Origin of the sequence: Bacillus sp. NP247, from assembly GCF_018966865.1 — a bacterium.
Classification (GTDB): Bacteria; Bacillota; Bacilli; order Bacillales; family Bacillaceae_G; genus Bacillus_A.
Map to the genome: position 1 here is coordinate 3,775,584 of NZ_CP076653.1, position 13,544 is coordinate 3,789,127.

The window sequence follows — 13,544 nt, forward strand, 5'->3', positions numbered from 1 at the left end:
CTCTTTTATCATAATACATATAAGGCGGGTGAACAGAGATGGAAAGCTATGAAACACAAATTCAAAGGTCAATTGATTATATTGAGGAAGATGTAATGGAAAAACAAACGCTGCGTAATTTAGCACGTGTTGCAGGTTTTTCTGAGTCGCATTTTCATCGTGTATTCCAGGCGTTAGTAGGTGATACAGTAATGGAGTATGTTCGAAAGAGGAGGTTAGCCCGGGCAGCTTATCAACTTTCTCATACGGATGAAAAAGTTATTGATATCGCATTTGAGCATGGCTTTCAATCTCACGAAACGTTCACGAGAGCCTTTAAAAAATTATTTCAAATGACACCAAGTGAATATCGAAAACAAGAAATTGAAACACCAATGTATTATAGAGTGAATGTAAAACAAAGAAAATTAAATCCATATTTAGGGGGCATACAAATGGAATATCGTATTGTAAATAAACCAGAATTTTTAATGGCGGGTTATGAGCTGAAGACGACAAGTAAAGAAGGGAAAAACCATCAAGACATTCCAGCATTTTGGCAAGAATATTTACAAAAAGATCTTGGAACGACGATTCCGAATCGTAAAGATACGAGCCAATGGGTAGAGCTAGGATTATGTACTGATTTTAATTTAGAAACAGGGGACTTCACTTATATTATTGGAATGGAAGTTACAGACTTTGAAAATGTACCAAATGCAGTTGCAAAACGTACATTCCCATCCGCAACGTATGCAGTATTTACAACGCCGAAAGTTCCTCATGAAGAAATGGTATCGTCTATTCACCAAACGTGGAATGCAGTATTCTCAGAATGGTTCCCGCATTCAGGATATGAACATTGCGGAGTTACAGAGTTTGAACAGTACGATGAGCGTTGCCATGCAGATAAGAGTGAGTTCGCTCAAGTTGAGCTTTGGATACCGGTGAAGAAGAAATAATAAGAGGAAAAGCGAACCGGAGAGGTTCGCTTTTTTATCATATAGGTTGCTACATTTGCCGATTTTTGTTGGTAAATCGATATATCTTGAAAATCGCTGATATAATTTCATGTATAGTAGAACTACTAAGAAAAACCACTTCATAATTTCATTCATCGAAAAAATCCCTCGAAAAAAGACGCCCTACAGCGTCTTTTCTACGAACTAAACGGAAACACAATAATAATCGTCGTTCCTTGTCCAAGCTCACTATCAATGGAAATCGTTCCGTTATGGGCATGAACGAGCTGTTTTGTAATGGCGAGACCAAGTCCAGTTCCGATGTTGCTTTCTTCTGTATTAGTCCCTCTGTAATATCGCTCGAATAGAAGCTCTTTCGTTTTATCGTCCATTCCTTTTCCGTTATCTGAAATAGATAGTGTAAATGAATTTACATTTTGCGAAAGTTTTACGATTACGTTTGTCGTTTCATTATTATGTTTTACAGCGTTTACTAATAAGTTTTCGATAATACGCTGGAACCATTTTTCTTCAATAAAATATTGGATTTTGTTTGAACTTGGTACGAATTCAATATTTTGATTTTGCAGCGTTGGATTATTAATAAATTGCAGTAGTATTTTTTGAACGAATTGGTTAATTTCAACATTTACATGCTGTGCGGGAAGGGCATTATTCCTTAATTGATACGTTAAGCTTAAGTCGTCAATTAATGTAGTCATATATTGTGACTTTTCTTTCATTACAAGGCCAAATTGTTGAATATCTTGATCAGTCCAATTATACTGATTCGATTCTAATAATAATGCATAGCCGTATATAGAACTAAGCGGTGTTTTTAAATCATGTGTGAGACCGGTAATCCATTCTTCACGTGTTTGCTGCAGCACTTGCCTCATCGCATCATTTTTTTTGAGTGTAATAGAAAGGTGCTCTAGTGAACTAGTAACATCTCTAAACAAGCGAAATGACCATTTTACTTTACCGGATCGCCTGAATCGAACTGGTTTTCCTTTTTTACTAACAGGTTCTTCATATTTTCCACCAGCGATATTTTTAAGCCAACGCATTGCGTGTAGTAACGGTTTCCCAAACTTATTTCCGTACCAAATAGATAGAATGACTAAATAAACAAAGACGATAAGAAGGATTAATCCGCATCCGATTAGAAACTTCTTAGTAAATACATCCTCAATTTCGTCATCTGGGTAGTAGCGTTCATTTTTTGCTGTAATGACGAGAAGTTGACCACTATTTGCATCGTAAAAGCTAGACGTGTTTTCTTTATGATTCCACGGTTCTTTTTCGTTAAGAGCAGTCTGTATTGTTGAAAGTGTTTTTTTCTTTCCAGTTGGATAGGAAAAAACCTCTTCGCCATTATGATTAAATATTTGCAGTGTTGCTTTTTCTTTAGAGAGTAACTGTTTTTCTTGTTCCGTTAATGTGAATGAATCTGTAGATAAAGAAGGGTGTTCTTTCTGAATTGTTTTTAATAATGCATTACTTTTTAACATACCGCCATAAATAACAAGTACGTTCTTTTCTTCTACTTCAATTTCCCAATATGTAAATGTATAAGGGCTTTCTATATGATTCTGTATATGTGCGAGTAAAGATGTTTTTGTATAAGAAGTTGGGACATCACTTGGTGTATTAAATTGATAGAGGACTTTTCCGTTTTCTTCTACAATCTGAATCCAATCATTTTTCTCTTTAATTAAATCTTTTACTTCCGTTTTTAACGTAATATCGCCATCCTCTGAAGAGATATATCTTGAAATTGTAAAACTATCAGAATCCGGAATATTAGGTTCGTATGAAATGCTAGTAACAAGAAAAATTAAATAAGTGAAAGCAGCGACTACAGCAATAAGTAATGTAACTAAAACAAAAACGTGTTGCAGTATAAATTGGATGATAAGCCGTTTATTAAGATTCATATCGTCACCCTACTTTGTAACGAACTTATAGCCAAGTCCACGAACCGTTTTGATGTACAATGGATTACTTGGATTTTGTTCAATTTTTTCACGTAGTTTTCGAATGTGAACCATAACAGTATTGTCATCGCCATTATAGGCTGGTGCTCCCCAAACTTTTTCATATATTTCTTCTTTCGAAAATACGTAGTTCGGATTCTCGCAAAAGAAGAGTAGTAGTTGAAACAGTTGAGCGGAACATTCGACAACGTTCCCATCTACTGTTAGTTCCGCAGAATGTTGATCAATTTCAAATCTCCCAAATGAAATGGAGTGTGCGTTTTGTTCGTGTGGTACTGTTTGTTTCATATGTCTTCGAAGTTGTGCTTTCATACGAGCTACGACTTCTAATGGATTAAATGGCTTCGTAATATAATCATCTGCACCATATGAAAATCCAGATATTTTATCTAAATCAGATGCCTTCGCTGATAGGAAGAAAATCGGACAATCTGTTTGTTGGCGAATAATCGGACAAATATCAAAACCAGATTGTCCAGGAAGCATGACATCTAAAATAATTAAATCGTAATTGTTTTTTTCGGTGAGAGATAAAGCTAATTCAGCTGATGTTGCAGTTGTAATATGAGAAAAACCTTCTTTTTCAAGAATGGTAGTTAGTAGTTGTAAAATTGCTGTTTCATCATCGATGAGTAATATATTTGCTTGATACATAAGAATCCCCCTTAATTTCCTCGAATATCATATCATCTTTTTGTAACATATGGAATTTTTAAGGAAAATTTAAGGTTTTCTTTCACAAAAAATTAAGAATCAAATGATATGATAAAAGTAACATAGGGGAGGAGATGAGTGTGAATCCGTTTCAAATGATGCGAGCTAGATATTTTTTAATTGTATTTGCACTATTAATTTTAGTAGCGAGAAGTAGCGGGGAATTGTTAGAAAGTACATTTCATATACAAAATTCTTCTTTTATAAATATACTTATATTTTATATCCTTCCGATTGCATGGATTTTTTATGAGTATAGAAAGCACCGTGTTTCATTTTCATTATTTGTTAATAAAAATGAAACATTTAACTTGGTGCAAGTTTTGTACATCGCGATTATGCTTTGTATGTTTAGTTACGGCTATCTTATTTTGTACATGTACAGCTTTGCATGGATTACACCAGATTTTATTATGAATGCCTTGCATGAACCGATTATAGATAGTACCGGGGGATATGTATATCAATTTATTATGGTTGTATTTATCGCGCCTATTATTGGGGAATTTGTTTTTCGTGGATTTTTACTTCAGCGCTTTGCTGCGAAATGGGGAACGAGTGTAGCGATGATTGCAGTGGCACTTTTATTTGCGATATTACATGTCGATTTTCTCGGTGCCGCCGTATTTAGTATCGTATTATCAATCGTATATATTCGTACGAAAAGCTTACTCATGCCAATTGCGATACACATGTTAAACAATACATTTGTACTCTGTGCATCTTTCCTAGTAAGTGGAGAAAAGATCATGAGTTTTGCAGATTTCTCAAACTATACGACGTTCTTCCCAGGACTTATTATTTTTATAACAGGATTAAATTTAGTACTCATTTTTTTATTTGTTAACCGCAAATACTGGAGTAAAGAAGTGCCAGTTATATATGCAGAGCAGATAAAGAGTTTTGCAGATGTAGTGGGAGATAAATGAGATGAAGAAGACGTTTGAGAAAATATTGAAAGATATTATAGATGCTACGTCTATTACTGATATGTGTGATAAAAGCTTTTGTAATTGGATGCAACCTGTAGTAGATACAATTGTGTTTCCAGAGTATTACTTGTTTTCTAGTATTCATTTAAAAGAAGACATTATTTCTCTTCTTAATTGTGTTAGGGATTTTAATAATATTCGGTCTAATTGTAGAAGCAATGATGAAGCGCATCTTCAGAAAAAATGAAGAGAAGTATGTGTGGGTTCATAAAGTATTCGCGAAAATAATGGGGGCTTTTCTTTTGTTTTATAGTATGAAAGCAATCATTTACTTTATAGCTTTGAAACATCATTAATTCTAAATTTGAAAGGAATGTATAAAATTATATGAATGAAACAATATCATCAAATAAGTTTTTTTATTTGATTTTACTTAGCATAGTGCTAATAACGACAGTAAATGTTATTCTCCGCTGGGAGGAAGCTTACTTTTTCATGTATTTAGCGCTCCATTTATTAGGGGTTTTATGTATAAGTGGTGGCATGGTTACTGAAAAAAAGAGTGACGAAAGTGTTAACTATATGTGTGTGATCGGTCTTGTTTTACTTTTAGCTGTACAAGGTATTATGAAATATAGTTCTTTTTCTGTACAAGATTTCAGTTTGTTAATAGACGTACTGCCTTAAGGGGGGAGTATCTATGTTATCGAAGAAACAAATAGGATATATACTTGTTTTAGTAGGTTTTTTTACGATTATTATAACGACGCTATTTTTTCAAGACTATGAATATATAAAATATGTAAAAGGCGCCGGTTTAATGTGTTGGTTTGTAAGTGCTTTTCTTATTCCGGATTATGAACCGAGGAAAGTGTCTAAAAATAGGTGAAACTCTTCTTGTAATAGAAGAGTTTTTTTATGTAAATTGAGCGGGCTAGAACAATTCTCACGATTAGCTTGTTCTAATTTTAAAAGTATGAACTTACAATAATAATAGACAGGCAGCATAGGGGAGGGAATAGCGTGAGGAAAGTTATTGGGTGGTCGCTTTTTTTGTACGTTGGGTTTGCGTTATTTATATATTGGTATTTATTTGGATGGAATCATGAACTCATCCCGGACATGTATAAAGGTACGAGTGCAGATCCAGAAACTTTTATGAATGCGAAAGAGCTTACGCTAAGCCAAGATTATTCGCGCGTGAAAAATTTACTGTTCTTTTTAGCGACGCCTCTTGAATGGATTATCTTATTATTTGTACTCGTGCTCGGTATTTCAAAAAAGTTTGAGAAATGGTCGAAGGAAACGACCAAAATAAATGTCTTACAAGTTGCGATTTATTTCTTTTATTTATCATTACTCACAACGGTACTAGCATTACCGATGCAATGGATCGGCCGTAAAGTGTCCGTTGATTATGGTATTTCAACACAAAGCACACAAAGCTGGATAAAAGATCATGTTATTGATTTTTGGGTGAATTATGCGACTATGTTACTTATTGTTACAGTTCTTTTATGGCTTATCCGTAAATTCCCGAAGAGATGGTGGCTAGCAGGATGGGCACTCTCTGTTCCGTTTACGATTTTTTTAACGTTTGTGCAACCTGTTATTATTGATCCACTGTATAACGATTTCTCGACGCTGAAAAATAAAGAGTTAGAAACGAAAATTTTAGCGATGGCAGACAAAGCGGACATTCCTGCTAAACATGTATATGAAGTAAATATGTCGAAAAAAACGAATTCGTTAAATGCATATGTAACAGGAATTGGTCTTAACTCGCGTATTGTAATGTGGGATACAACGCTTAAGCAATTAAAAGATAAAGAGATTTTATTTATAATGGCCCATGAAATGGGACATTATGTTATGAAACATATATATTGGGGCGTTGCTAGTTATGTCTTGTTATCGTTTGTAGGTATGTATTTAATTAGTCGTATTTTAAATATGTGTATTCGAAAATGGGGAGATACGCTGCAAATTTCAAAAGTGGCATGTTTCTCAATTTTACCTTTGTTTTTCTTAATTTCCTCGTTATTATCTTTTGCATCACAGCCAGCAACAAACTATGTTTCACGTATAGAAGAACGCGCGGCAGATCAATATGCTTTAGATATGACGAAAGATGGGAAATCAGGTGTGAAAACATTTCAATATCTATCAAAAACAAGTTTAAGTCAAGTGAATCCGCCTGCATTAGTAAAATTCTTCTTATACACGCACCCACCAATTTTTGAAAGAATTCATACGTTTGAACAATATGAAAAACAAAAGAAGCAGTAGTTTACTGCTTCTTTTTATTATGGATGATTCGAGTTTTAGAAGATTATAGTGTATAATTCGTAGAATATTCAGTGAAAAGTTTAGGAGGTTAATATTTTGTTTCATTCAAAATCAATGCCGGCAATAAAAATGATACTATCGATGTCTATTTTCGGATCGATTGGATTTTTTTCAGTACAAACAGGTTTACCTTCCTTTGAATTAGTGTTTATTCGCTGTATTTGTGCGACTGTATTTTTAACATTATGTTGGTTCGTAACAGGGCAATATAAAAATGAGAAATGGAACAAAAAAGAAATGATACAAATATTAGCTTGTGGTGTATTTCTCGTTTTTAACTGGGTATTTTTATTTAAAGCATTTGAAGTAATGTCGATTACAATTGCGATTTCTGTGTATCATCTTGCTCCAATCATCGTATTAATGATTGGCAGTATCGTATTTAAAGAGAGGCTAACAGTATTTGCGGTTATATCGATCGTTATTTGTTTTATCGGTACAGTTTTAGTAGCTGGTGTAGATGGAAGTGTGTCGTTAGAAAAGCTAATGTCATCTGGAATGGTGTGGGCACTTCTTGCAGCTTTATTTTATGCTTTTACAACATTGCTAGGAAAAGGAATTAAGCATACGAGTGCATATGCGATGACATTTGTACAAACATTTTTAGGTATATTTTTATTATTACCATTTATAGATTTCGGGAAATTTCAAGGATTAACAGAGATGAACTGGATGATGATCACAGCGACAGGTCTTATACATACTGGGTTTGTATATTACTTATTTTTTGACAGTTTAAGAGATTTATCGACGAGACTTATTTCTATATTAGTATTTTTAGATCCTGCGGTTGCAATACTATTAGATACAGTCTTTACCGGATTTAGACCGACTAGTATGCAAATAGTAGGGATTGTGCTTATATTCGTAGGGATGGCAATAACTTTTCGCAAGGGAACAGAGAAGGAATTATCGGTGAAGGAAAGTGCTATTTCTTAACAATAGAGAATGAGTGTAGAGGATATCTTTGCTTCATATAGAATTGAAAAAGACGCAAATATATATTATTTGCGTCTTTTTGTGGCAATAAAGTGAAATTTAAAAATGCGAAGGAGTTCACAAAGAAATTGTAGAATATTTTATTATATAACACCTAAGATGTGACAACTTCCTTTTGAAAAAGAAAGAAGGAGGTATAAAGCAGAAAGGTAGTCAAAATGTTTCTTCTAGAAGATTTGCATTTTATCTTACATTCACCAACAAATTAGTACTCCTGAAATAATGAAGTTCATTTTATTTGAAAATGCTTCATATGTAGTATGGATAACTTCGTATTATCTATTATTTTTCTATTTAACATAAAATGGAAATAGGGAGAGAGGACAATGAAGAAAAAAGTATTGGGTGTAATGATGATTGCGACAATGGTAGGAGGTATATTTGCAGGAACGAATGCGGCACCTGTAAAAGCGGAAGAGTATCCGGAAATGATTGTATTTGATGATGTCCCATACGGATTTTGGGCATATGATGCTATTTTAGATTTAGCTTATAATAAAATTATAGTTGGTTATGGAAATGGAAAGTACGGTGTTGGAGATCTTACAACACGTGAACAAGTAGCTGGAGTTATCTACAAAACACTTGAAATGAAAGAAGAAGGGTCAGTAGCAAATCCGTACAAAGATATTTCTGGAAGTTCAACTAATTTCCAAAAGGAAATTTTAGCATTAACAAAACGTGGTGTTTTTAAAGGTGATGAAAACGGGAATTTTAGACCGAAAGCACCAATTTCTCGAGCTGAAATGGCAGTAGTGCTTCAAAAGGCATTTACTTTCGAAGCAAAACAAAAGCATACATTTAAAGATGTGCCAAAAGGGCATTGGGCAGAAGAGGCAATTAGTGCACTGCAATCTAATCAAGTTGTTACAGGAACGGGAAAAGGTATGTATGAATTAAATCGCTTTGTACCGAGAGAACAATATGCTCAGTATATCAACAATGCACTTATTAATTATCATTTGAAAGAGGATTGGAAATAGAGTGAAATATGGACGCGCAAATAGAAATATTTGTGCTTCTTTTGTTTGTTCACAAAAGAATTATTATTCATTTTTGTGGATTTTTATTGTTATACACAAGCTTTATAATCAATCCAATGAAAAAGACATGATGTGTAATATGATTCACAAAACCGTCACGAAATACGTCGGAAATGATGTTGTCACTACACTATTTATTCTGTATATTTTTAAAAAAACATATATATATTGGGGAGATAATTTGATGAGCAAAAAATTATTAAAAGCAGCTACAGCATTAACAATTATGGGTGGGGTGTTATTCTCAGCGGAGAGTAATAATGTAAAAGCGGAAAGTACGCAGTTGCAAAATACAAATACAATTGTATTTAAAGATGTACCAAAAGGACATTGGTCATATAAGGCAATTCATACTTTAGCGGAAAATGAAATTATTTTTGGATATGGAGATGGGATATTCGGTTTTGGGGATGATGTAACACGTGAGCAAGTTGCAGCTTTAATTTACCGTGTTTTTGATATGGAAGAACAAGATGAGTATGAAAACCCATATGGAGACATCGATGAAAACTCAACAGACTTTATCGAGGAAATATTGGCTTTAACGGAAATGGAAATTTTCATGGGAGACGAGCATGGAAACTTTAGACCGAAGGCGACGTTAACGCGTGCAGAAATGGCGCAAGTTCTTACGAATGCTTTTGACTTACAGGCAAAGGGATCTCATAATTTTAACGATGTTTCAGCAAATTCATGGGCAACGAATGCAATTAGTGCAATACAAACAAATGGTATTACAGCGGGAATCGGAGAAAATAAATTTGGTCCGTCCATGAAAGTAACGAGAGAACAATACGCACAATTTTTATATAAAGCAATGTTGCATGATATGGAACAAGGGCAGTAATAAAGTTCAACGAATTAAAGTAGAATTTAAACATAATATAAAAAAGGTCATTGTTGTATAACAGGGGCCTTTTTTGTATGGAATAAAGTGCGGAATCATGGCGTTTTGAAAAAAACGCCATGAATTTTCGAAAAAAACTTCCTTTTCTGAAGATTTGTTATATAATATAAAACATAAAATCAAATCTGTTATAAAACAGTTTGAGGAGGGGATGTAAATATGTCGACGCAAACTTCACGGGTTACATTGGCTGGAGAAATGTTACCAGCGTACAACGAAATATTGACACCTGAGGCGCTTAATTTCTTAAAGGAATTGCATGAAAATTTCAATGAGCGCCGCATAGAACTTTTACAAAAACGTGTGGAGAAACAAAAGAAAATTGATGCAGGAAAGTTTCCAAAGTTTTTAGAAGAAACAAAGCACATTCGTGAAGGCGATTGGACAATCGCCAAGCTTCCAAAAGATTTAGAGGATCGCCGCGTAGAGATTACTGGACCGGTAGATAGAAAAATGGTCATTAACGCTTTAAATTCAGGAGCACATCTTTTTATGGCAGACTTTGAAGATTCGAATGCACCAACTTGGAGAAATGCTGTCGAAGGCCAAATTAACTTACGAGATGCGAGTAAGGGAACGATTTCACATAAAAATGAGAACGGAAAAGAATATCGTTTAAATAGTAAAACGGCTGTCTTAATCGTGCGTCCGAGAGGGTGGCATTTAGAAGAAAAACATATGCAAGTTGACGGCAAGAACATGTCTGGCAGTTTGGTGGATTTTGGATTGTACTTTTTCCATAATGCGAAGACGCTTTTAGCAAAAGGAAGTGGTCCATACTTTTACTTACCGAAAATGGAAAGCTACTTAGAGGCAAGATTATGGAATGACGTTTTCGTATTCGCTCAAAAGTATATCGGTATTCCGAATGGAACGATTAAAGCGACTGTGTTAATAGAAACGATTCACGCTTCATTTGAAATGGATGAAATTTTGTATGAACTAAGAGATCATTCTGCTGGTTTAAACTGCGGGCGATGGGATTATATATTTAGTTTCTTAAAGAGTTTCCGAAACCATAATGAATTTTTACTTCCAGATAGAGCGCAAGTCACGATGACAGCGCCGTTTATGCGCGCGTATTCTTTGAAAGTTATTCAAACGTGTCATCGCCGTAATGCGCCAGCAATCGGAGGGATGGCAGCGCAAATCCCAATTAAGAATGATCCAGAAGCAAATGAGGCGGCTTTTGAGAAAGTGCGTGCTGATAAGGAACGCGAAGCTTTAGATGGACATGACGGGACTTGGGTTGCCCACCCGGGACTTGTACCGGTTGCAATGGATGTATTTAATCACATAATGAAAACGCCAAATCAAATTTTTAGAAAGCGTGAAGAAATACGTGTAACAGAAAAGGATTTATTAGAAGTACCAATGGGAACGATTACAGAAAGTGGTCTTCGCACGAATATTAACGTCGGTATTCAATATATTGCATCTTGGTTAAGCGGGCGGGGAGCAGCTCCAATTTATAACTTAATGGAAGATGCAGCAACAGCGGAAATATCAAGAGCACAAGTATGGCAGTGGATTCGTCATGAGGGTGGAAAGCTAAGTGATGGCCGTGATATCACTTTTAAATTGATGGAAGAATTGAAAGAAGAAGAACTAGCAAAAATAGAAAGAGAGATTGGTAAGGAAGCGTTTAAGAAAGGGAGATTTGAAGAAGCTACAAAACTGTTTACAAGTCTTGTTCGTAATAACGAGTTCATGCCGTTTTTAACATTACCGGGTTATGAAATTTTATAAGAAACAAGAAAAGGGGATGGAACATATGAAAAACGAAAGAATTGATAAATTGCAGGAAAGCTGGGAGTTAGATACGCGCTGGAAAGGGATAACACGTCCATATGCAGCTGAAGATGTAATTCGTCTGCGCGGATCGATTGATATTGAACATACGTTAGCGTGCTGCGGTGCAGAGAAGCTTTGGAAATCACTTCATACAGAAGATTATATTAATGCACTTGGCGCATTAACAGGAAACCAAGCGATGCAACAAGTGAAGGCTGGATTAAAAGCAATTTATTTAAGCGGTTGGCAAGTAGCGGCAGATGCGAACCTTTCCGGACATATGTATCCTGATCAAAGCTTATACCCAGCGAACAGTGTACCGGCTGTTGTAAAACGAATTAACCAAACACTTCAACGTGCTGATCAAATTCAGCATATGGAAGGTAGCGGTGATACAGATTATTTTGTCCCAATTGTGGCAGATGCTGAAGCTGGATTTGGTGGACAATTAAACGTATTTGAACTGATGAAAGGAATGATTGAAGCGGGTGCATCTGGCGTGCATTTTGAAGACCAATTATCTTCAGAGAAAAAATGCGGGCATTTAGGCGGAAAAGTATTGTTGCCGACGCAAACAGCGGTGCGTAATTTAATTTCGGCACGTCTTGCTGCGGATGTAATGGGCGTACCAACAATTATCGTCGCAAGAACAGATGCAGATGCTGCAGATTTAATTACGAGTGATATCGATCCAGTTGATCAAGAGTTTATTACAGGTGAAAGAACGCCAGAAGGGTTTTATCGTACGAAAGCAGGTCTTGATCAAGCAATTGCACGTGGTTTAGCGTATGCACCGTATGCCGATCTCGTTTGGTGTGAAACGTCAGAGCCGAATTTAGAAGATGCAAAACGCTTTGCGGACGCAATTCATAAGAAATATCCAGGGAAGCTACTTGCTTACAACTGTTCTCCTTCATTTAACTGGAAACAAAAACTAGATGAAAAAACAATTGCAAGCTTCCAAAAGGAAATTGCATCGTACGGTTATAAATTCCAGTTCGTAACGCTTGCTGGATTCCATTCGTTAAATTACGGCATGTTTGAATTAGCGCGTGGTTACAAAGAACGCGGCATGGCAGCGTACTCTGAATTACAACAAGCAGAGTTCGCAGCAGAAAAAGATGGTTACTCTGCAACGCGCCATCAACGCGAAGTAGGAACAGGATACTTTGATGAAGTAGCACAAGTAATTACGGGCGGTACTTCATCAACGACTGCTCTAAAAGGATCCACAGAAGAAGAACAGTTTACGAAATAAAGATAGAAGTAGGTGCCTATTATAGGCATCTACTTCTATTTAAAATATCCAATCCAATATAGCGAATACACCGATAATAGCAGTAAAAAGAAGGAATGCGAATAATGCTAGACAGCCCCATGTAAATAGTTTGTCTTTCCATGTTTCTTCATAATCATCAATTAGTTCCTCTACCACTTTTTTCTGCAATGGCTGTAAAGGATGTTCGGTGTATAGTCCTGTAATAATGTTATGATCTCCTTTGAATTTTAAAGCACGTACAATATGATAAGAGTCGTTTCCCATCGATTTTTCAAATTGTAGACATGCCGCGTGCATAACATCTGTTTTCTCTTTTTCAAGATACCAATACCGTCCAGCCATTTCTGGGTATTGTAATGTAAAGTAAATATCACCGAGTTTTTTTAAAGTGCTAATTCATTCGGATAAGTAGCGATTAGTCCGTGTAATCTATCTCTTGCTTTTCCAAGGTTGTTATTTTCAATATCTTTTTCAATTTTCTTTAATGTTTTTTCAGGGATTATTTCTGTCATATACGCCTCCTTATTAGAATAGGTGTGGTTATATTTTATAAGAAATACTAAAATTTAGAAATTTTATTTTTAAA

General features: G+C 35.3%; 12 protein-coding genes and 2 pseudogenes. 11 read left to right on the forward strand and 3 right to left on the reverse strand.

Features of this window, described 5'->3' with window-relative positions:
• The first annotated feature begins 38 nt into the window (after nt 1–38).
• A complete protein-coding gene (locus tag KPL75_RS19660; RefSeq protein WP_002064180.1) occupies nt 39–941 on the forward strand; it encodes an AraC family transcriptional regulator in 903 nt (300 codons plus the stop codon).
• Between the two features lie 197 nt (nt 942–1,138).
• On the opposite strand, the gene KPL75_RS19665 is transcribed toward KPL75_RS19660, so the two are convergent.
• Both KPL75_RS19665 and KPL75_RS19670 read right to left on the reverse strand, forming a co-directional pair.
• Entirely contained in the window at nt 1,139–2,881 is a 1,743-nt protein-coding gene (locus KPL75_RS19665; protein WP_219917439.1) for an ATP-binding response regulator, read from the reverse strand.
• Between the two features lie 9 nt (nt 2,882–2,890).
• On the reverse strand, nt 2,891–3,595 hold the full coding sequence (locus tag KPL75_RS19670; RefSeq protein WP_002158935.1) for a response regulator transcription factor: 705 nt from the start codon (nt 3,593–3,595) through the stop codon (nt 2,891–2,893).
• 140 nt (nt 3,596–3,735) lie between these two features.
• Between KPL75_RS19670 and KPL75_RS19675 the strand changes: the two genes are divergently transcribed.
• The 10 genes and pseudogenes from KPL75_RS19675 to aceA all read left to right on the forward strand — a co-directional run bounded on the left by KPL75_RS19675 (nt 3,736) and on the right by aceA (nt 12,937).
• A complete protein-coding gene (locus KPL75_RS19675) occupies nt 3,736–4,584 on the forward strand; it encodes a CPBP family intramembrane glutamic endopeptidase (RefSeq protein WP_219917440.1) in 849 nt (282 codons plus the stop codon).
• Between the two features lies 1 nt (nt 4,585).
• Nucleotides 4,586–4,943: pseudogene (locus tag KPL75_RS19680) on the forward strand (hypothetical protein).
• A gap of 31 nt (nt 4,944–4,974) precedes the next feature.
• The gene (locus KPL75_RS19685; RefSeq protein WP_002201425.1) at nt 4,975–5,274 is read left to right on the forward strand and encodes a DUF2101 family protein; all 300 of its coding nucleotides are present in this window, start codon (nt 4,975–4,977) and stop codon (nt 5,272–5,274) included.
• Nucleotides 5,275–5,287: 13 nt separating this feature from the next.
• Nucleotides 5,288–5,476: a hypothetical protein gene (locus KPL75_RS19690; protein WP_002201424.1), complete on the forward strand. Its 189-nt coding sequence runs from the start codon at nt 5,288–5,290 to the stop codon at nt 5,474–5,476.
• A 134-nt stretch (nt 5,477–5,610) separates the two neighbouring features.
• Nucleotides 5,611–6,876: a M48 family metallopeptidase gene (locus KPL75_RS19695; protein WP_219917441.1), complete on the forward strand. Its 1,266-nt coding sequence runs from the start codon at nt 5,611–5,613 to the stop codon at nt 6,874–6,876.
• Between the two features lie 96 nt (nt 6,877–6,972).
• On the forward strand, nt 6,973–7,875 hold the full coding sequence (locus tag KPL75_RS19700) for a DMT family transporter (protein ID WP_078173337.1): 903 nt from the start codon (nt 6,973–6,975) through the stop codon (nt 7,873–7,875).
• 386 nt (nt 7,876–8,261) lie between these two features.
• Entirely contained in the window at nt 8,262–8,918 is a 657-nt protein-coding gene (locus tag KPL75_RS19705) for an S-layer homology domain-containing protein (RefSeq protein ID WP_215580872.1), read from the forward strand.
• A 139-nt stretch (nt 8,919–9,057) separates the two neighbouring features.
• On the forward strand, nt 9,058–9,825 hold the full coding sequence (locus tag KPL75_RS19710) for an S-layer homology domain-containing protein (RefSeq protein WP_219917442.1): 768 nt from the start codon (nt 9,058–9,060) through the stop codon (nt 9,823–9,825).
• A gap of 219 nt (nt 9,826–10,044) precedes the next feature.
• Nucleotides 10,045–11,634: a malate synthase A gene (gene aceB / locus KPL75_RS19715; RefSeq protein WP_219917443.1), complete on the forward strand. Its 1,590-nt coding sequence runs from the start codon at nt 10,045–10,047 to the stop codon at nt 11,632–11,634.
• A 25-nt stretch (nt 11,635–11,659) separates the two neighbouring features.
• Nucleotides 11,660–12,937 (forward strand): isocitrate lyase, encoded by a 1,278-nt coding sequence (gene aceA / locus KPL75_RS19720; protein WP_219917444.1) that lies wholly within the window; start codon nt 11,660–11,662, stop codon nt 12,935–12,937.
• 39 nt (nt 12,938–12,976) lie between these two features.
• Here aceA and KPL75_RS19725 read toward each other — a convergent pair.
• Nucleotides 12,977–13,470 (reverse strand): annotated as a pseudogene (locus KPL75_RS19725) (DUF6584 family protein).
• Between the last annotated feature and the right edge of the window lie 74 nt (nt 13,471–13,544).